We start from the raw sequence: 18,912 nt of genomic DNA on the forward strand, positions 1-18,912 counted from the left end.
GTCCAGGACGCCATTGCCCGCCACCGGCCAACGCATGTCATCCACATGGCGGCGCTCGCAGCCCTCGATGCCGCCCGGGCGGATCCGCAGAACACCTGGCGCATCCATGTGGACGGCGCGCTCAACGTAGCAAATGCCATCCTCGACAAGGCGCCGGACTGCTGGCTGATCCATGTCGGATCCGGCCTGGTCTATGGCGAAAGCGCGAAGACCGGACGACCGCTCGACGAAAGCACGCTGCTTGCCCCGATCGACGACTACGCCGCGACCAAGGCCGCGGCCGACCTCGCGCTCGGCGCGCTGTCATACCGTGGGTTGAAATGCGTTCGGATGCGTCCGTTCAACCATACGGGACCAGGCCAGACCGAGGCATTCGCGGTGCCGGCCTTCGCCATGCAGATCGCGCGGATCGAAGCAGGCCTGGCCCCGCAGGTGATCCGCGTCGGCAATCTCGACGCCAGGCGCGACTTCCTGGATGCGCGCGACATCGCCAATGCCTATGCGCGCGCCGTCTTGAACAGCAACAAGCTTGCGCCGAACACCATCTTCAACCTTGCGTCCGGCCTGTCCTGGCGCATGGCAGACATTCTGGATCTGCTGCTGGCGCAGAGCCGCGTCAAGATCCTCGTGGAGCAGGATCCCTTGCGGATGCGGCCAAGCGACCTGCCATGCATCGTCGGCGATGCGACCCGCGCCCGCACCCTGCTTGGCTGGGCGCCCGAGCATCCCTTCGAGGAGACGCTTGCGGCGGTCCTGCAGGATTGCCGTGCACGTGTGGCCCAGGCGTGAGCAAAGCCACATCGTCGGCTTCGCGGAAGCAGGATTGCTCCGATGTCGGCCAGGCGGGCGAGGCAGATGCGCGGCCGCACGCGGCCCGGGACACGCCGCTGGCGATCAGCGACGAACTGCCAGCAAATGGCGACCTCCGTCGCAGCCGCTTTTAGTTGATGTTGCGGCATTGAGCTTTGCGCCGCCCCGTCCTATAAGGCCGCGCGCAAGCGGGCATGCCCCGCCTGCTGGGGCGTCGCCAAGCGGTAAGGCATCGGTTTTTGGTACCGACATTCCCAGGTTCGAATCCTGGCGCCCCAGCCATACCCTCGCACAGCCGGCCGGCTCCGCCCCGGGCACCGCCCAGCGCAGGATAAGCGCCGTTTCAACTGCGCTGCGTGGCGATCTGCTTCGGAACGAGGAACCTGGCCGCAAGGGCGCAGAGCAAGACGGTGAACATCAGGATCAGCGCCACCAGCGCGTTGATATCCGGCGAGAAACCCAGTCGCATCATCGCCCACAGCCGTACCGGCAGCGTCGTCTGGGTGCCGGTGACCAGAATGGTGATCATGGTCTCGTCGAATGACAGAGCGAAAGCCAGGATGGCGCCGCCGACCATCGCGCTCGACAGGTTGGGTAGGATGACGCGCCAGAACGTCTGCCATTTGGTCGCGCCGAGGTCGTAGGAGGCCTCGACCAGCGTGCGGCTCATCGACTGCAGGCGCGTCAGCACCGTGCGGTAGACGATGGCGAGCACGAAGACCGTATGGCCTATGACGACCGTCAGCAGCGAGCGTTCGAGCCCGATCTCACGGAAGAAGATCAGCAGCGCCAGGCCGCTGATGATGGGCGGCATCAGGAACGGCAGGAAGACAATGAACTGCAGCAGCGAGCGGCCGGCGCGGCGGCCATGATAATAGAGGGCCAGCAATGTGCCGCTGACGACGGAGAGGACGACCGTGCAGACGCCGACGACGAGCGTGGTGCGAAGGGCGGAAAGAATCTCGTGATTCCCAGCCAATGCGACATAGGTCTCGACCGTCGGTGACGACCAGTCGACCTCGCCACGCGCCACGGGAAAGAAGGACGACGCGATGGGCACGAAAAGCGGGCTGTAGAGCAGCGCCGCGACCAGGACGGTTATCGCGGCGAGAAGGATGGTGGAGAGGCGCGGCGTGGCGATCAAAGCGAGGCCCCCCGATTGCGCCCGAAGCGCTCGCCGAGAAGGATCGCGACGATCACCACGACGGCCAGCGCCACCGACAGAGCGGCGCCGAAGGGCCAGTTATAGGCAGTGCCGAACTGGCTGTAGAGGATGCGGCCAAAGGTGAAGCCGCTGATGCCGCCGACCATCTGCGGCGTCAGGAAATCGCCGATCGCCAGCACGAAGACAAAGCTCGCCGCCGAGGCGACGCCGGACAGGGAAAGCGGCAAGGTGATGCGCAGGAACGTCTGCAGGCTGCTTGCGCCGAGATCGTCGGAGGCGCGCAAGAGCACCTGCGGGATGCGCTCGAGCGCCAGGAAGATCGGCAAGATCGCGAAGGGGATCAAAAGCAGCGTCAGCGTGAGCAGGATGGCGTTCATGTTGAAGACGAAGAGGTTCGACGGCTCGGCGAGAATGCCAAGTCCGACCAGCGCCTTGTTGAGAAAACCATTGAGGCCGAGAATGCTGCGGATCGCGTAGATCTTGATGACGTAGCTCATCAAGAGCGGCACCATGAGCAGCATCAGCAGGGCGTAACGCCAGCGGCCGCGCAGCGTGGTCAGGAAATAGGCTGTCGGATAGGCGAGCAGGATCGAGATCACCGCCACCGAGAGGCAGAGCACGATGGTGCGCCAGAACACCGGGAGGAAGACGGGATCGGTGAAGAAGCGGAGATAGTTGGCAAGCGTCGGCGCGTAGACGATCTGGCCCTGGTCGACGCTGAAGAAGCTGTAGACCAGGAAGATCGCCAGCGGCACCAGGACGAACACCACCGGCAGCGCGAAGGCAAGCGCGGTGACCAGCGGCGGCCAGCGGATGGCGTCGGGACGCGCCAGGCCAGCGCTCTTCATGCCAGCACCAGATGGCCTTCGTGCGGCGCGAAGGAAAGCGCCACGGTCTCGCCGGTTCTCAGCGCGCTGCCCTCCACCCGGCTTGGAAAGCGCAGCCTGAGGCGCTGCGCGGCATCGCCCCCGGCCGTGATGGTGGCGACCGTCGAGGAGCCGGCAAAGGCAAGATCGGCAACGGTGCCGGAAAGACGGTTGCCGGCATCGCCATCGCCGGCAAGGCGCAGCGCTTCGGGGCGGAAGGCGGCGAAGCCGCTGGCGCCGGTCGCGGCGGCCTTGAGATGCGGCTGGCCGGCGACCGAACAGACCAGCCGGCCGAGCGCCGTCTCGATCGCGCGGAATTCGCCCTGCGTCTCATCCAGCGTGCCTGCCACGAGATTGTTCTCGCCGAAGAACCGCGCCACGAACTCGCAGTTCGGCTTGTAATAGAGCTCGTGCGGGCTGCCGAGCTGGCGGATATGGCCGGCCTGCATGACGCAGATCCGGTCGGCCATGCCGATGGCTTCCTCCTGGTCGTGGGTGACGAACAGGAAGGTGGTCTTGACCTCGCGCTGGATGGATTTCAGGAACTCCTGCATCTGCCGGCGCAGCTCGAGGTCGAGGGCCGCGAGCGGCTCGTCGAGCAGAACGAGCCGGGGCTGGCAGATCAGGGCGCGAGCGAGCGCCACGCGCTGCCGCTGGCCGCCGGAAAGCTGGGCTGGAAAGCGGTCGGCGAACCGCCCGAGCTGGACCAATTCCAGGGCCTCGGCGACGCGGCGCGCGATCTCCTTGCGCGCCACGTGGCGGACCGACAGGCCGTAGCCGACATTGCCGGCGACGGTGAGATGCGGGAACAGCGCATAGTCCTGGAACACGGTGTTGAAGGGCCGCCGGTTGATCGGCATGCCGCTGATGTCCCGGCCGTCGAGGCGGATCTCGCCCGAAGTCAGCGGCTCCAGGCCGCCGATCAGCCTGAGCACCGTGGTCTTGCCCGAACCGGACGGTCCCAGCACCGTCAAGAACTCGCCATCGCGGATCGCAAGGTCGATGTCGTAGAGCACGGGAACCGTGCCATAGGACTTAGAGACTGAGCGCAGCGTGAGAAGGTCGCTGGTCTGGTTCATGGCTGACTTTCAAGAATAGCGTGTCGGCGGTCCGGTCCGGCCTGGACCGCCAGGTCCTCAAGGATCGCGAGGGTGGCTCAAGGCGCCGCCTTGATCTCGTTCCACAGGTCGGAGCGCTTGGTCGGGTCCTCGACATTGTTGAGCCAGACCAGCTTGTCGTTGCCGCCGGCACTGCTCGACTCGACCACGGTGTTGCCGAAGCCGGTGCGCTCGGACAAGGCGCCGCTCACCTTCTTGCTCAGCATGAAGTCGATCCACTTCTCGGCCGCGTCCTTGTCGCGAACGCCCTTCGAGACGACCCAGTTGTCGAGCCAGGCGAGCGCGCCTTCGCTCGGATTGATGTAGGCGACGTGGGCGCCGATCTTCTGCAAGGCCTTGACCTGCTGCTGGCCGTAATTGGCCCAGATCAGGGCGACGTCGTTGTTCTGGTAGATCTGCTGGGCCTCGTCGGCGGTGGTGTAGAAGCTGAGCACATTGCCCTTCAGCTCGACCAGCTTGGCCTTGACCGCCGCCATCTGCTCGGCGCTGAGGTTGAACGGGTCCTTGTAGCCCAGCGTCAGCGCGGTGAAGGAGAAATTGTGCTCGCCATTGTCATAGGCCAGCACCTTGCCCTTGTAAGCCGGATCCCACAGCACGGACATCGATGTCGGCGCCGGCTTCACCTTGTCGGTGTCGTAGATCAGGCCGATGGAATCGAAGCAGAACGGGATGCCGTAGACCTTGCCGTCCTTGGTGTCGCCGCTGACCTTGGTAATGTCGCGGAAGCGCGGCAGCGTGTCCTTCTGGTTGGGAAGCTTCGACAGGTCGATCGGCGTGACGAGGTCGGCCTTGATGTAGCGCTGCAGCTGCGCGGTGTTGACGGCGAAGACATCGAAGTCCTGCCCCTCGCTGCCCTTGATCTTGGCCCAGATCTCGTCGTCGCTGCCGATGAAGACGACATCGACGCCGATGCCGGTCTCGGCGGTGAAGTCCTTGACCCAATCGGCGTCGGCATAGCCATCCCAGGCCAGCACGCGCAGGTTCGCCGCGAGCGCCGACGACGCCATCAGGCCGATGCCGAGGCCGGCACCCGCTATCCCTAGAAGCAGTCTCTTCAGTAGCATGATCATTCTCCCATTGTTGTTTGTGATGATCTCAGTCCGCGGGTCTTGCCGTCACAGCGGGGTGACGGCCACCAGCCCCTCGTCCGGCACCGCCTGCATCCGGTTGCGCAACGGCTTGCCGAATTCCGGCGCCTGGATCTCGTATTCGTCGCCCGGCGCCGTCTTGATGCCGGAGGCGTAGCTCATCACCGCCGCGCCGAAGAAATAGGCATGCAGATCGCCTGGCCGGCGGTGCATCGGGTAGCGGAAATGGTAGTGCTCGAGATTGGCGATCGAGTGCGACATGTGCGTCTCGCCGGAGAGGAATTCCTGTTCCCAGATGACGGCGCCGTCCCGCCGGATGCGGGAATGCCCGCGCACCTCCGGCGGCAGCTCGCCGATCAGCAACTCGGGACCGATCGAGCAGGAGCGGAGCTTCGAGTGCGCGAGATAGAGATAGTTCTCGGCCTCGGTCACGTGGTCGGAATACTCGTTGCCTAGCGCGTAGCCGATGCGATAGGGGCGGCCGTCCGGTCCGTTGAGGTAGAGGCCGACGATCTCAGCTTCCTCGGCACCCGCCTTGGCGAAGGCCGGCAGCGGCAGCGCGGCACCAGGCGGGACGACGCAGGTGCCGACGCCCTTGAAGAACCATTCCGGCTGGACGCCCAGCTCTCCCGGCGCGGGTTTGCCACCCTCCAGCCCCATGCGGAAGATCTTAAGCGAGTCGGATTCGGCGGCGTCCTCGCCATGGGTCAGCACATGCATCTTGTCGCGCGCGGCCGCGCTTCCCGTATGCGTCAGGCCCGTGCCGGTGATGAGGAAACGCGCCGGCTCCGGATGATCGACCGGAGCGAGAACCCGGCCTTCGCGCAGCAGCTGGTCGTAATCGACTTTCTCGCCGCCGGTCCGCTCCTCGACGAGCGACGCGATGGACCTGCCCTCGGCAATAGCCGCAGTGGCAAGTTCGAGAACCGTGTTGGTGCCGAGAAGGATGTGGAGCTGATCGCCGTCGGCGCTGACGCGGCCCACATGACGGCTGCCATCGGGCAAGTTGAACTGAACGAGACGCATGAACCTACCTTTTTCCTTCTCGCCGGGTCACACCCAGCCGCCGTCGACGATGAATTGCTGGCTCGAGCACATGCGGCTGTCATCGGCGGCCAGGAACAGCGCCATGCGCGCAATGTCGGAAGGCTGCAGCCGATCGGGCAGGCATTGCCTTTCCTCGATCTGGCGCTCGCCGGCCGGCGTCAGCCACAGACGCATCTGGCGCTCCGTCATCACCCAGCCCGGCACCATGCAGTTGACGCGGATGCGCTCGGGGCCAAGTTCGCGGGCAAGCGCCCGCGTCATGCCGTAGACGGCCGCCTTCGCCGTCACATAGGCGGGACAATCCGGGTCGCCGACCATCCAGGTGATCGAGCCGAAATTGATGATCGAGCCGCCACCAAGGGCCTTCATCTGCGGGCGCACCGCCTGCGCGGCGAAGAACTGGTGGCGCAGGTTGACGGCCATGCGGTCGTCCCAATAGGCGACGCTGACATCGGCGGTCTGGTGGCGGTCGTCATTACCGGCATTGTTGCAGAGAGCCTGGATGGGACCGTTGCGGTCCCTCGCCTGCTCGACCGCCGCCTGCAGGGCCTCGACATTGCGCAGGTCGCAGGGAATGAACAGCGGTTCGGGATGGCCCTGCGCCGCGACCGCCGCCACCAGCTGTCGGGAAGGCTCCACCGCCAGGTCGACGAAGGCGACGCGGCTGCCTTGCGCGCAGAAATGGCGCACGAGGCTCTCGCCGATGCCGCTGCCGCCGCCGGTTATGAAGACGCTGCGGCCTCGCAGGCTGGGGTAGATCGCATAGCTCCCGGTCTCGTCGCTCATTGCGGCACCCTAATGCGAATGGCGGGGGATGCCGGCATCGCGGCGCCCGACAAGGAAATCGAAATCGCAGCCCTGATCGGCCTGCAGGACGCGCTCGACATAGAGGCTCTGGTAGCCGCCCTCGGGTGGCGCCGGCGGCTTCCAGTCGCGGCGGCGCGCGGCAAGCTCCTCGTCGGAAACCAGCAGCTCGAGGCGCCTGCCGGCCACGTCGAGATCGATGAGATCGCCGTCGCGAACCAGGGCAAGCGCGCCACCCGCTGCAGCCTCGGGAGCAACATGCAGGACCACGGTGCCGTAGGCGGTGCCGCTCATGCGCGCATCGGAGATGCGGACCATGTCGGAAACACCCTGTTTCAGGAGCTTGGCCGGCAGCGGCATGTTGCCGACCTCAGCCATGCCCGGATAGCCGCGCGGCCCGCAATTCTTGAGCACCATCACCGACGAGGCGTCGATGTCGAGGTCCGGGTCGTCGATGCGGGCGTAGTAGTGCTCGATATTCTCGAAGACCACCGCCCTGCCCCGGTGCTGCATCAGCGCCGGCGTCGCCGCCGAGGGCTTTATGACGGCGCCGTCGGGCGCAAGGTTGCCGCGCAGCACCGATATGCCGCCTTCCCTGGTCAGCGGCCGGTCGAGCGGCCGGATCACCTCGCTGTTGTAGTTCGGCGCGCCGTCGACCAGCTCGCCGATCGTCTTTCCGCTGACGGTCATGGCGTCGCGATGGAGAAACCCCGCCCCATCCAGCGACGCCATGACCGCAGCCAGCCCCCCGGCGTAGTAGAAATCTTCCATCAGGAACCGGCCCGACGGCATCAGGTCGACGATGGTCGGCACATCGCGGCCAAGGCGATCCCAGTCGTCGAGGCTGAGATCGACGCCGACGCGATGCGCGATCGCTATGAGGTGCAGCACGGCGTTGGTCGATCCGCCGATGGCGCCGTTGACGCGGATGGCGTTCTCGAAGGCCTGCCGGGTGAGGATTTGCGACATCGTCACGTCCCGGTGCACAAGGTCGACGATCTGCCGTCCGGCGAGCTGCGCAAGCACGCCACGGCGCGAGTCGACCGCCGGTATGGCGGCATTGTCCGGCATGCCGATGCCAAGCGCCTCGACCATGCTGGCCATTGTGGACGCGGTGCCCATGGTCATGCAGCTGCCGGCCGAGCGGCTCTGGCCCTGCTCGGCGGCGAGGAAGTCCTCGACCTTCATGCGCCCCGCCTTCACGTCCTCGGCGAATTTCCAGACATGGGTGCCGGAGCCGATGTCCTGGCCGCGGAACTTGCCGTTCAGCATCGGGCCGCCCGACACGGCGATGGTCGGCAGGTTGCACGACGCCGCCCCCATCAGCAGCGACGGCGTGGTCTTGTCGCAGCCGACCATGAGCACGACGCCGTCGATGGGGTTGCCGCGAATGGACTCTTCGACGTCCATGCTCGCCAGATTGCGGAACAGCATCGCGGTCGGGCGCATGTTGCTTTCGCCGAGCGATGTCACGGGAAATTCGACCGGCAGGCCGCCGGCCTCATAGACGCCGCGCTTGACGTGATCGGCAAGCGCCCGCAAATGCGCATTGCACGGGGTCAGTTCCGACCAGGTGTTGCAGATGCCGATCACCGGGCGACCGTCGAACGCATCGTCCGGAATGCCCTGGTTCTTCATCCAGCTGCGGTGCATGAAGGCGTTCTTGCCTTCACCGCCGAACCAGGCTGTCGACCGCAGCTTTCGTCTTTCGCTCACGATCTCTGCTCCTTACGGCGCCTGTTGCGGTTCTCGACGCTGCGGCGAACGTCTTCCTCGGCGTTGTCGATGAGGACGAGAAGCGCCTGCTGCGCGCCGCTTCCATCGCCGGCGGCGATCTTCTCGGCTACCTCGCGATGCAGCGGCAGCGAGTGGCGCTGCCCCTCCGGGTTGTCGTTGGAGAGACGGAAGCTCATCATCAGGGCCGTTTCCACCAGCGCTGCCAGCGAGCCGATCAGCTCGTTGCCTGTCATGCGCAGGATGGTCTGGTGGAAGACGAGGTCGGGCTTGGCAAAGCGGTCGCCGTCGTCGCCCACGGCCTCCATTTCGGCGAGAGCGGCGTTGAGATCGGCAAGCTGCGCCGGCGTCGCGCGCTTGGCCGCAAGCGCGGCCGACATCGGCTCGATCGCCCGACGCAGCTCGAAAAGGGCGGTGACGTCCTCGGCGCTGACGCCCGCCGCGTAGCGCCATGAAAGGACGTCCGGATCGAGGAAATTCCAGTCGGAGCGTGGGCGCACCCGGGTGCCGGTCTTCGGGCGCGACTCGACCAGCCCCTTGCCCGCCAGAACCTTGATGGCCTCGCGCAGCACCGTGCGGCTGACGCCCAGCATCTCACTGGAATCATCGGCGTTGGGGAGTGCCTCGCCCGGCAGGAAATCGCCCTGGACGATGCGCAGCCCGATCTGCTCGACGACCGTCGCATGCAGCGCCGTCGAACCGCTGGCGACCGCCGCGACGACCCGCGACGTGCGTGCGGTGCTGAAGGATTTTGTATTCTTCATACTATTCATATGATATGTCTTTATGCAGCCACAGATGAGAGTCAAGCCGCCGGAGAGAGGATGGACGGAAATTTTGAGACAAGAGGCGCGGACGGCCTGGTCAGGATCACCGACGGTCTGGCGACGGTCGAGATCGCCCCGGCCGCCGGCGGCGCGCTGGCGTCATATCGCTGGCGGAAAAATGGGCATGTCGTCGACTGGCTACGTCCCGCCCGCCGCGCTCGACAGCAACGACGCGGGCGCGATCGCCTGCTTTCCGCTCGTCCCCTACTCCAATCGCGTAAGGGGCGGCCGCTTCAGCTTCGCCGGCCGAACCATGGAGTTGCCGACGCGACCAGACGACCCGCATTATGAGCACGGCCATGGCTGGCGACGGCCGTGGACGCTGGCCGGACACCAGCAAGCCAGGGCGATCCTGCACTATCGCCACGATGCCGATCTGGCCCTGGAGCTACGAGGCCGAGCAGAGGATCGGACTCCTACGGGGCTGCCTGAGCATCCGGATCTCGCTGCGCAACCTCTCGGACACGCCCATGCCGGCCGGGTTCGGGCTTCATCCCTATTTTCCCGCCACGCCGTGGACGCATATCCAGGCCGATGTCACCGGGATGTGGGAAACCGACGCCGAGGTTCTGCCGACGCGCCATGTTTCGCCGCCCGCGGGCGCCAATCCGACCACGGGCTTCGACGTCGCGGAGGCCGCATTCGACACGGTCTTCACCGGATGGACACGCCGTGCGCGCATCACCTGGCCGGATGAAGGGCGGCTGTTGGACATCGAGGCCGAAGCACCGCTCGATTTCCTGGTGCTCTACACACCGCCAGGCGAGCCGTTCTTCTGCGCCGAGCCGGTCTCCAACATCACTGATGCCTTCAACCGGCTTGAGGAAGGCACCGGCTGCATGGTGCCCGCGCCCGGCCAGAGCCGCTCGGCGACCGTCCGCTTCATGCCGTCACAGACGGTTTGATGTATGCCGCCCGGAGCCACGCAGCGGGTTCCGGTTGGCGCACCTTGGGCCGCGCGCTCCTTAGCCGACGGATACCGGTTTCGGAAGCCATCGCTTTTCGATAAGGCAGACCATCGTGTAGGCAGGATCAAAGACGTTTCCGACGTGATACCGGACAACCTGTCCCATCAGATGCGATGCAGCGGCAGCGGACAATCCATAATCGCTGGTCAGCCAGTTGAGCATGTCCGTGGTCGCATGCTGAAGGGCCTGATCCAGCGGCCGAGCGTTGCCGACCGAGAAAATGTGCGTTTCGTTTTCACCGCGAGGCCATGTCAACCGCCTGTTCTTTTCCACGCTCAAGCGTAGCTGCACTTCAAAACAGGTCTCGATCCCGGTTCCGACGATCTCCCCATCGCCCTGCGTTGCATGGCAATCGCCCGCAAAGAAAAGCGCGCCCTCCACGGCAACGGGAAACCAAACGGTCGCGCCGGGCCGAAAGCCACGATAATCCATGTTCCCGCCATTCTCCGCGCTTGTCGCGGTGGAGAAAGCCTGGCCCATCGCGGGCGCCACGCCAAAGCAGCCGATCATCGGTTCGAGCGGCAGCACGAAGTTCTCAAGGCCCGGCGGCGGCTCCTGCAACTTCACGGTTCGCGATTCCAGGTCGATCAGCCAGTCGGCTCTGTCGCGTGCCGGCAATTGGCGAGCAGCCTCGGGATCGACAACGTTCGCGGCCAGCGACGAGATCGTCCAGCCGGAGGGGCGGATAGGATCCATGCGCAGGATGTCCACGCGGAGCGCATCGCCCGGTTCGGCTCCCGTCACGAAGACCGGGCCGTTCATCGGGTTTGGACCATGAGCCGGTCGCGCACCGTTCTTGTCGAAGCCCCTAGCGTCCAGCGTCTCCGTGATCACGACATCGCCGGATGCAATTGTGAGCGCCGGCGCGACCGTCCCGAGGACATTGTGCCACGTGGTGTTGATGAGCTTGTGCGTTGCCATGGAATGGCAGTAGCGAAGGCGTTGCCGCGCGGCAAGTGGGCGGATCGAGATCCTGGCGCCCGATCGTTGCATTGGTGTTGGCGAGTTGACCGCCACGATGCAGGACGGACCTGGCGCCAGCCCGACAAATCCAGTGCCCGGCTTAAACCTTTTCCACCAACAGGCGTTGTTGTCCACCCGGCCGGTTTTCCAGGCGACCGGCAAAACGGACGATGGAGAGGCTCAACCGATGTATTTCATGGCATTGGCCACCGACTATGACGGCACGCTGGCGCATGATGGCCTGGTCACCGCGAGCACGATCTCGGCGCTGGAGAAGCTGAAGAAATCCGGGCGAAAGCTCGTCCTGGTAACCGGGCGCGAGCTGCCCGATCTGAAGGAAGTCTTTCCCGAACTTTCCCTGTTCGACAAGGTCGTGGCCGAAAACGGCGCGCTCATCTACACGCCGGCCAGCGAGGAAGAACGCACGATCTCGCCCTCGCCCCCCGCGGATCTCATTGAAAAGCTCAAGAAGCGCGGCGTGAAGCCGCTCTCGGTAGGGCGATCGATCGTCGCCACCTGGGAACCGCATCAGGCCACCGTGCTCGACGTCATCAAGAAGCTCGGGCTGGAGCTGGAGATCATCTTCAACAAGGGCGCGGTGATGATCCTGCCCTCGGGCGTCAACAAGGCGACCGGGCTGGCGGCGGCGCTCGAAGACCTGAAACTGTCGCGGCACAATGTCGTGGCCGTCGGCGACGCCGAGAACGACCACGCCTTCCTCAGGGCCTCGGGCTGCAGCGTCGCGGTGGCCAACGCGCTGCCCGCCGTCAAGGAAACCGCCGACCTCGTCACCAAGGAGGCGCGCGGCAAGGGCGTCGAGGAACTGATCCGCAAGCTGATCAAGCACGACCACCTCATCGCCAAGAAGCGCTTGGGCGGCGTGCTGCTCGGAACTTCGCGCGGCAAGGACATCTATCTGTCGCCGATGGAAACGGTGCTGATCGCCGGCAGCTCGGGCATCGGCAAATCGACCCTGGCCACGGCGCTCACCGAGCGGCTGGTCGAGAAGGGTTTGCAGTTCTGCATTTTCGACCCCGAGGGCGACTATGACGGGCTGAAGGGCGCGGTGCCGCTCGGCAACGCCTCGACCGCGCCGAACAAGGAGCAATTGCTGGAACTGATCGAGAAGCCGCAAAACAATGTCGTGGTCAACGGCCTGGCGCTGAAGGTGGACGAGCGGCCCGACTTCTTCGCCGAATTGCTGCCCGGCCTCGGCAATATCCGCTATCGCACCGCAAGGCCGCACTGGCTGATCATCGACGAGGCGCACCACTTGATACCGAAGCGGCGCGGGGATACACGATCCGTGCTTTCGATCGAGCTGCCCGGCACGGTGCTGATCACCGTCCACCCCGAAGCAATCTCCACTGACGCGCTCGGCCTGGTGACGGCGGTAATCGCGCTTGGCCCCAAGGCGAAGGGCGTGATCAAGACCTTCTGCAAGGAAACGGGACTCCCGGCGCCGAAGGACATTCCATCGCCCAAAGGCGACCGCGTGCTTTTCTGGCGTCCGCATGACGGCAAGACGCCGTTCACGGTCAAGGCCATTGAGCCGGCCCAGTCGCTAAAGAGGCACAGCCGCAAATATGCCGAGGGCGAGCTCGACGAGGCGGGCAGCTTCTATTTCACCGGACCGAAGAAGGCGATGAACCTCAGGGCCCACAACCTCATCATTTTCGCGCAGATGGCGGAAGGCATCGACGACAAGACATGGGAACACCATTTGCGCGCCGGCGATTATTCCAAATGGTTCCGCCAGCAGATCAGGGACAAGGACCTCGCCCGAGAAACGGCGGAGGCGGAGAAGAACAAGGCGTTGTCGGCCGACGAAAGCCGCAAGCTGGTGATCGACGCGGTGAGGCGGCGCTACACGGCGCCGGCGACTGCTCCGGAAAAGTAGGATTAGTCGTCGAACCTGAGAGGTGAGCTCAGCTCGCCTCGCGCATCGCTTCGGCCGCTTGCAAGTCGACTGACACAAGCTGGCTGACGCCCTGCTCGGCCATGGTGACGCCGAAGAGGCGGTCCATGCGCGCCATGGTGATCGGGTTGTGGGTGATGATGACGAAGCGGGTTTCCGTCGTCTTCGCCATCTCTTCCATCAAATTGCAGAAGCGCTCGACATTGTGGTCGTCGAGCGGCGCGTCGACCTCGTCGAGCACGCAGATCGGCGCCGGATTGGTGAGGAAGACGGCGAAGATCAGCGACATCGCCGTCAGCGCCTGCTCGCCGCCGGAAAGCAGCGTCATGGTCTGCGGCTTCTTGCCGGGCGGGCGAGCGAGGATTTCAAGGCCAGCTTCCAGCGGATCTTCCGACTCGATCAGCTGCAGCTCGGCCGTGCCACCGCCGAACAGATGCGAAAACAGCCGCTGGAAATGGCCGTTGACCACCTCGAAGGCCGACAGCAGCCGCTCGCGCCCCTCGCGATTGAGGCTCTGGATAGCCTGGCGCAGTTTTCTGATCGCCTCGATGATGTCCTCGCGCTCGGAAACGATCGTCTCCAGCCGTTCCGACAATTCCCGCTGCTCTTCCTCGGCACGCAGATTGACAGCGCCGAGCCGCTCGCGCTCGATCTTCAGCCGGTCGAGCTGGCGTTCGATCTCGGCCATGTCGGGCATAGGATCGTCGGCTTCGAGGCCGGTATGCTTGATGACCAGATGCGGCGGCGTGTTCAGCGCTTCCTGGATGCGCGCCTCGACCTCGGCGCGGCGCTCGTCCGCCGCGGTGAGCCGCTCCTCGGCGCGCACGCGGGTCTCACGCGCCTCGGCGAGCGACTGGATCGCCGCGGTGGCCGCCTTGTCGAGCTCGGCCTGCTTGTTCTCCGCCTCCTGCAGGCGGTCGCTCGCCGTCTGGCGCAACGCCTCCGCCTCTGAAAGCTGCGTCAGCAAAGCGCGGCGCTTGGCATCGATCTCGTCCGGCGCGTCGGCCAGCCGCTCGCGCTCGGCTTCGGCCTCGGCCTTGCGCTCGCCAAGCGCGGCGATCTGCGTCGAGGCATTTTCGGCGCGCTCCACCCAGTTCCTGCGCTCGGCGCCGATGGCGTCGAGCCGGCGCATGCGCGCCTCGGCCTCGCGGCGAAGCCCCTCATGCACGGCGCGCGCGTCGGCAAGCGTGGCGCGGTCGCGCGAGACATTGGCCGAAGCCTGTTCGAGCTGCAGCTGAAGATCGCCGAGATCGGGCGCGTCCTTCAGCATCTCCTCGGCTTCGAGGAAGGCGGCCTGCGTCTCCTCATGGCTTTCGACGATGCGCGCGCGGGCGTCGTCCAAGGCAGCGCGGCGGCTCACCAGCTCGCCGCCGGCCTTCTCGGCCTCGGCCAGCGCGTTGCGGGCCGCGTCCAGCGCGTGCTGGGCGTCGCGGCCGGCCTGGCGGGCATTGCGCTCGGCCTCGCTTGCCTGGCGCATCGCCTGCTCTGCGCGCGCCAGCGCCTCCTCCGCCTCGCGCACGACGCGCGTCGCCTGCACGGCTTCGGCATCGAGCTCGGCCAGGCGGTTCTTCTGCGCCAGCCGCAGCGCGGCGGCGGTCGGCGCGTCGGCGCTCGCGGTGAGGCCGTCCCAACGCCAGAGCGCGCCATCGCGGCTGACCAGCCGCTGGCCAGGAGCCAGAAGCGCTTGCAGCCGGCGGCCGTCGGCGGCGTCGACGATGCCGATCTGCGCCAGGCGGCGGGCGAGCTGCGACGGCGCATGCACCACGCTTGCCAGGCTCTTCACACCCTCGGGCAATACGGCATCGCCCGGCTGCACCGCGCTTGCGCCCCAATGTACCGGGGCGCTGCGGTCGAGCGGGACGTCGAGGTCCTCGCCGAGCGCCGCGCCAAGCGCTGTCTCATAGCCGCGCTCGACGCTGATCTGCTCGAGCACAGAAGGGAAAAGATCGCCGCCGCTGGTGGCGTTGAGTATCTTGGCCAGCGTGCGCGCTTCGGTCTCGATGCGTGCCAGTTCCGCCCTGGCATCCTGCAGCGGCGGCCTTGCGGCGCTTTCGGCCGCGCGCGCCTCGGCGACGGCCTGCTCGGCTGCGATGGCGCCGGCCTCACTCTCTTCCAGCCTGGCCAGCACATCCTCGACCAGCAGCCGCTTTTCGGCCGGATCCGGCAGGCCGGAAATGCGCACGACGATGTCGGAAAGCTCGCGGTCGACCTCGGCGAGCTGGCGGGCGAAACGGTCGCGGCGCTCGGCGGTTTCGCGCAGGCTGCGCTCGATCTGGTGGCGCGAGGCGGCGGCCTCGGCGCGCTCGGCGGTCAGCGCGGCAAGTCTTGCCTCGCTTTGCGACAACGTCACGCCGGCCTGTTCGAAAGCAGCGAGCGTGGTTGCCTCGCGCTCGGCGGCGCCGGCGTTTTCCGAATTGAGCTCGGCTTCCTCGGTGCGCAGGCGCTCGAGGATGTCGGCATTGTCGCGCACCATCCGCTCCTCGCGGGCGATGTCGGCGTCGAGCTGCTGCAGGCGGCGTTCGAGCTCGGTCTGGCGGGCGCGGATGCGGCCGGCCTCCTCCTCGATCTGCGTCTTGGCGATCGACAGGCGCTGGAAGGCGGCGGCCGCGGCGGCTTCAGCGTCGCGCAGGTCCGGCAGCCGGTGGGCGGCGATGCCCTGCTCCCTGGCCGCGGCCATCTGGGCTGCGGCGCGGTCGCCGACCAGCGTCGTCGCGACGGCAAGCGCGGAACGCGCCTCGCCTTCCTGGGTCTTTGCCAGCGTCCAGCGCAGATGCAGGAGCGTCGCTTCGGCCTTGCGGATATCGGCCGACAGGTTCTTGAAGCGCGAAGCCTGGCGCGCCTGGCGCTTCAGGCTCTCGATCTGGCCTTCCAGCTCGCCGACGACGTCATCCAGCCGCTCCAGGTTTTGCTCGGCGGCCTTCAGCCGAAGCTCGGCTTCATGACGACGCGTGTGCAGGCCGGAAATGCCGGCCGCCTCTTCGAGCAGGGCGCGGCGCGCCTGCGGCTTCGCCTGGATCAGCTCGCCGATGCGGCCCTGGCCGACCATGGACGGCGAGCGCGCGCCGGTCGACTGGTCGGCAAAGAGCAACTGCACATCCTTGGCGCGCGCTTCCTTGCCGTTGATGCGGTAGAGCGAGCCAGCCTCGCGCTCGATGCGGCGCGAGACCTGCAATTCATCGGCATCGTTGAAGGCGGCCGGCGCGGTGCGGTCGGTGTTGTCGAGGAAAAGCGTGACTTCGGCGGTGTTGCGGGCCGGGCGCGCGCCGGAGCCGGAGAAGATCACGTCGTCCATGCCGGACGCCCGCATGTTCTTGTAGGAGCTTTCGCCCATCACCCAGCGCAAGGCTTCGACGAGATTCGACTTGCCGCAGCCGTTCGGCCCGACAATGCCGGTCAGCCCGCGTTCGATGACGAACTCGCCGGGCTCGACGAAGGATTTGAAACCGAGAAGGCGAAGGCGCGAAAATTTCATTCGCGCCGCCCAACACTACAGGCGAGCGCGCCGAAGCCTGACCGCTTCGGCGCGGCCTGGATGTCAGAGCAGAGGGTCGATGATGGCCGACATTTCCTCAATCGACATCGCCCCTTTGTAGGTCTTTCCGTTGATGAAGAAGGTCGGCGTCGAGTCGACCTTGAACTCGTCCGCTCCGCGTTTCTGGACTGCTCTCACATCGTCCAGAAGTTTCTGGTCCGTCAAGCAGGACTCAAAGGACTCCTGTGTAAAACCGGCCAGCTTGGAAATCTGCAGCAGCGCTTCCTTGGTGTTGTTGACACCAACCCAGCTCGGCTGCTGCTTGAACAGCACGTCGACCATGGCGAAGTAGTTGTCCTTGGAGCAGCGCGCCAGCATGAAGCCGGCCTCGGCGCTCGGGTCGAACGGGAATTCACGCAGGATGTAACGCGCCTTGCCGGTGTCGATATACTTGGTCTTCAACTCGGGAAAGGTGGTCATGGCGAAATGCGCGCAATGCGGGCAGGTCATCGACGCGTATTCGACGATGGTGACCTTGGCGTCATCCTTGCCGAGCTGCTTTTCGGGCAGCGCGCCGGGCTTGAGCAGTTCCGCCATGTCGACCGTGCCCTGTGCCTCCGGCACCTGGGCGGCCGCCGTAGTGGCAGCGGGCTTGGCAGGCGTCGACGGGTCGCCGGGCTTCACGTCGGCGGCCTTGGCCTCCTCGCCGGAGTCGCTGCATGCGGCAAGCAGCGCCACCGCAGGAACAGCGGCCAGCGCGGTCAGAAGGTTTCTGCGGGACAAGCTATTGCCAAACGGGGCACGGTTCATGCGAATCACCTGATATCGGTTGGATTTTGCAATGCAAGGGCTAGAAAAGGCGAGAGTTGGCGCGAATTAAGGCATCGCGATCCCCAATCCAATCGCGAAACTTGATCATGAGCATCACGAATGCGCGAGATTGGTGACGCATTCATGACGCTTCTTACGACCCTTTGGGCTTCCTTTCACCCAAAATTGTGGCGCCAAGCCGCTCCAGCGAAGCGCGCAGGCCGTCGTCCTCGATCTTGCCGACCAGATGCGAAAGTTTCGCCTTCTCGGCCTCGGTCAAGGGTCGCGGCGCGGGCTTCGGCCGCGCCTTTTCCGAAAGCACCGGTTTCTGCAGGATCTTGATGCGGCCGATGGCGTTGAAGCCCAGGAAGGCGTTGACGCGGTTGATGACCTCGCCGGCCTCGTGCTGCAGATGCAGCGCCGCCACGCCTTCGCAGGCGATGATCAGTGTCGCCGGCTCGAACGGGTCGTCCTCATGCAGCCGGCGCGGCCATTGGATCTTTTCCGGCCGGGAATGAATGGCAAGGCGCGGCCCGGCGATCTCCTCCCAGGACTGCACCAATCCGATCGAGATGCCGGCGCGCTTCTTCAGCACCGGGTCGAGGATCTCCGTGGCGAGGTCGCTCACCGGAACGGGATTGCCGAAGGCCCTTTTCCCTGCCATGTGCGTTCTCCAGTCCCCAGCTCATCCGATCAATGGCACCGCTCGACCAGACCCGCAAGGCATCACAGAAAGCTGCGTCCGAAAACACGGGCATCGCGTCCCGCCTGCTTGCCTGGTACGACGCGCATCACCGCGACCTGCCCTGGCGCGTGACGCCAGGCGCGTTTGCGCGCGGCAAGAGGGCCGATCCTTATCGGGTCTGGTTATCCGAGGTGATGCTGCAGCAGACTACGGTCGAGGCGGTAAAGGCCTATTTCCGCAATTTCGTCGAGAAATGGCCGACGGTCGAGGCGCTGGCGGCGGCCCCCGCCGAAGACGTGATGAAAGCCTGGGCCGGGCTCGGCTACTATTCCAGGGCGCGCAATTTGAAGGCCTGCGCCGACCTCGTGGCGCTGCGGGGCGGCGGCTTTCCCGACACCGAGGCGGGCTTACGCGAATTGCCGGGGATCGGCGCCTATACCGCTGCGGCGATCGCGGCGATCGCCTTCGGCCAGCCGGCGGCTGTCGTCGACGGCAATGTCGAGCGGGTCATGACCCGGCTCTATTCGATCGAAGTCCCGCTCAGCGAAGCCAAACCGCAAATCCGCGCGCTGGTCGAAAAGCTGGTGCCGCAGAAGCGGCCTGGCGATTTTGCCCAGGCGATGATGGATCTCTGTCT

The 18,912-nt window shown here is 65.8% G+C and carries 15 protein-coding genes, 1 tRNA gene and 2 pseudogenes; 6 read left to right on the plus strand and 12 right to left on the minus strand.

From position 1 onward, the window contains the following. Together EOA23_RS18415 and EOA23_RS18420 are read left to right on the plus strand one after the other, a co-directional pair. Positions 1 to 789, plus strand: a 789-nt coding sequence (locus EOA23_RS18415) for a GDP-mannose 4,6-dehydratase (RefSeq protein ID WP_127305175.1), incomplete at its 5' end; no start/stop codon positions are given. A gap of 228 nt (positions 790 to 1,017) precedes the next feature. Then, positions 1,018 to 1,092: transfer RNA gene (locus EOA23_RS18420), tRNA-Gln, on the plus strand. Between the two features lie 61 nt (positions 1,093 to 1,153). On the opposite strand, the gene EOA23_RS18425 is transcribed toward EOA23_RS18420, so the two are convergent. The 8 genes from EOA23_RS18425 to EOA23_RS18460 all read right to left on the minus strand — a co-directional run bounded on the left by EOA23_RS18425 (position 1,154) and on the right by EOA23_RS18460 (position 9,396). Next, positions 1,154 to 1,954, minus strand: a complete 801-nt coding sequence (locus EOA23_RS18425; protein WP_127305176.1) for an ABC transporter permease — start codon at positions 1,952 to 1,954, stop codon at positions 1,154 to 1,156. Then, positions 1,951 to 2,823 (minus strand): ABC transporter permease, encoded by an 873-nt coding sequence (locus EOA23_RS18430; protein ID WP_127305177.1) that lies wholly within the window; start codon positions 2,821 to 2,823, stop codon positions 1,951 to 1,953. Before EOA23_RS18430 ends, EOA23_RS18425 begins: the two co-directional genes overlap by 4 nt. Next, positions 2,820 to 3,920 carry an ABC transporter ATP-binding protein gene (locus EOA23_RS18435; RefSeq protein WP_127305178.1) on the minus strand — a complete coding sequence of 367 codons (1,101 nt, stop codon included), beginning with the start codon at positions 3,918 to 3,920 and terminating at the stop codon, positions 2,820 to 2,822. The genes EOA23_RS18430 and EOA23_RS18435 overlap by 4 nt, the downstream gene beginning before the upstream one ends. 77 nt (positions 3,921 to 3,997) lie before the next feature. Continuing rightward, on the minus strand, positions 3,998 to 5,023 hold the full coding sequence (locus EOA23_RS18440; protein WP_127305179.1) for an ABC transporter substrate-binding protein: 1,026 nt from the start codon (positions 5,021 to 5,023) through the stop codon (positions 3,998 to 4,000). Positions 5,024 to 5,074: 51 nt separating this feature from the next. Then, positions 5,075 to 6,073, minus strand: coding sequence for an AraD1 family protein (gene araD1, locus EOA23_RS18445; RefSeq protein ID WP_127305180.1), 999 nt, complete (start codon positions 6,071 to 6,073; stop codon positions 5,075 to 5,077). A gap of 27 nt (positions 6,074 to 6,100) precedes the next feature. Then, complete coding sequence (locus EOA23_RS18450) at positions 6,101 to 6,880, minus strand: SDR family oxidoreductase (protein WP_126078539.1); 780 nt, start codon at positions 6,878 to 6,880, stop codon at positions 6,101 to 6,103. A gap of 9 nt (positions 6,881 to 6,889) precedes the next feature. Next, positions 6,890 to 8,617, minus strand: coding sequence for an IlvD/Edd family dehydratase (locus tag EOA23_RS18455; protein ID WP_127305181.1), 1,728 nt, complete (start codon positions 8,615 to 8,617; stop codon positions 6,890 to 6,892). Then, positions 8,611 to 9,396 carry a FadR/GntR family transcriptional regulator gene (locus EOA23_RS18460; RefSeq protein WP_127305182.1) on the minus strand — a complete coding sequence of 262 codons (786 nt, stop codon included), beginning with the start codon at positions 9,394 to 9,396 and terminating at the stop codon, positions 8,611 to 8,613. Before EOA23_RS18460 ends, EOA23_RS18455 begins: the two co-directional genes overlap by 7 nt. Before the next feature lie 187 nt (positions 9,397 to 9,583). Between EOA23_RS18460 and EOA23_RS36950 the strand changes: the two are divergent. Together EOA23_RS36950 and EOA23_RS18465 are read left to right on the plus strand one after the other, a co-directional pair. Beyond that, a pseudogene (locus EOA23_RS36950) lies at positions 9,584 to 9,775 on the plus strand (aldose 1-epimerase); the annotation flags it as partial. Between the two features lie 52 nt (positions 9,776 to 9,827). After that, entirely contained in the window at positions 9,828 to 10,364 is a 537-nt protein-coding gene (locus tag EOA23_RS18465; RefSeq protein ID WP_281058755.1) for a hypothetical protein, read from the plus strand. A 60-nt stretch (positions 10,365 to 10,424) separates the two neighbouring features. On the opposite strand, the gene EOA23_RS18470 is transcribed toward EOA23_RS18465, so the two are convergent. Continuing rightward, positions 10,425 to 11,348 carry an acetamidase/formamidase family protein gene (locus tag EOA23_RS18470; RefSeq protein WP_127305187.1) on the minus strand — a complete coding sequence of 308 codons (924 nt, stop codon included), beginning with the start codon at positions 11,346 to 11,348 and terminating at the stop codon, positions 10,425 to 10,427. 229 nt (positions 11,349 to 11,577) lie between these two features. Between EOA23_RS18470 and EOA23_RS18475 the strand changes: the two genes are divergently transcribed. Next, positions 11,578 to 13,290: an HAD family hydrolase gene (locus EOA23_RS18475; RefSeq protein ID WP_127305183.1), complete on the plus strand. Its 1,713-nt coding sequence runs from the start codon at positions 11,578 to 11,580 to the stop codon at positions 13,288 to 13,290. A gap of 28 nt (positions 13,291 to 13,318) precedes the next feature. Here EOA23_RS18475 and smc read toward each other — a convergent pair whose 3' ends face one another. The 3 genes from smc to EOA23_RS18490 form a co-directional block, all read right to left on the minus strand. Beyond that, on the minus strand, positions 13,319 to 16,780 hold the full coding sequence (gene smc, locus EOA23_RS18480; RefSeq protein WP_127305184.1) for a chromosome segregation protein SMC: 3,462 nt from the start codon (positions 16,778 to 16,780) through the stop codon (positions 13,319 to 13,321). A 63-nt stretch (positions 16,781 to 16,843) separates the two neighbouring features. Then, positions 16,844 to 17,590, minus strand: a complete 747-nt coding sequence (locus EOA23_RS18485; protein ID WP_127305185.1) for a DsbA family protein — start codon at positions 17,588 to 17,590, stop codon at positions 16,844 to 16,846. A 154-nt stretch (positions 17,591 to 17,744) separates the two neighbouring features. Continuing rightward, positions 17,745 to 18,254 (minus strand): DUF721 domain-containing protein, encoded by a 510-nt coding sequence (locus EOA23_RS18490; protein WP_127305186.1) that lies wholly within the window; start codon positions 18,252 to 18,254, stop codon positions 17,745 to 17,747. 32 nt (positions 18,255 to 18,286) lie between these two features. On the opposite strand from EOA23_RS18490, the pseudogene EOA23_RS18495 reads away from it, so the two are divergent. Further along, positions 18,287 to 18,912 (plus strand): annotated as a pseudogene (locus EOA23_RS18495) (A/G-specific adenine glycosylase); the annotation flags it as partial.

The sequence above is a fragment of the Mesorhizobium sp. M2A.F.Ca.ET.042.01.1.1 genome (genome assembly GCF_003997405.1).
In the GTDB taxonomy this organism is placed as follows: Bacteria; Pseudomonadota; Alphaproteobacteria; order Rhizobiales; family Rhizobiaceae; genus Mesorhizobium.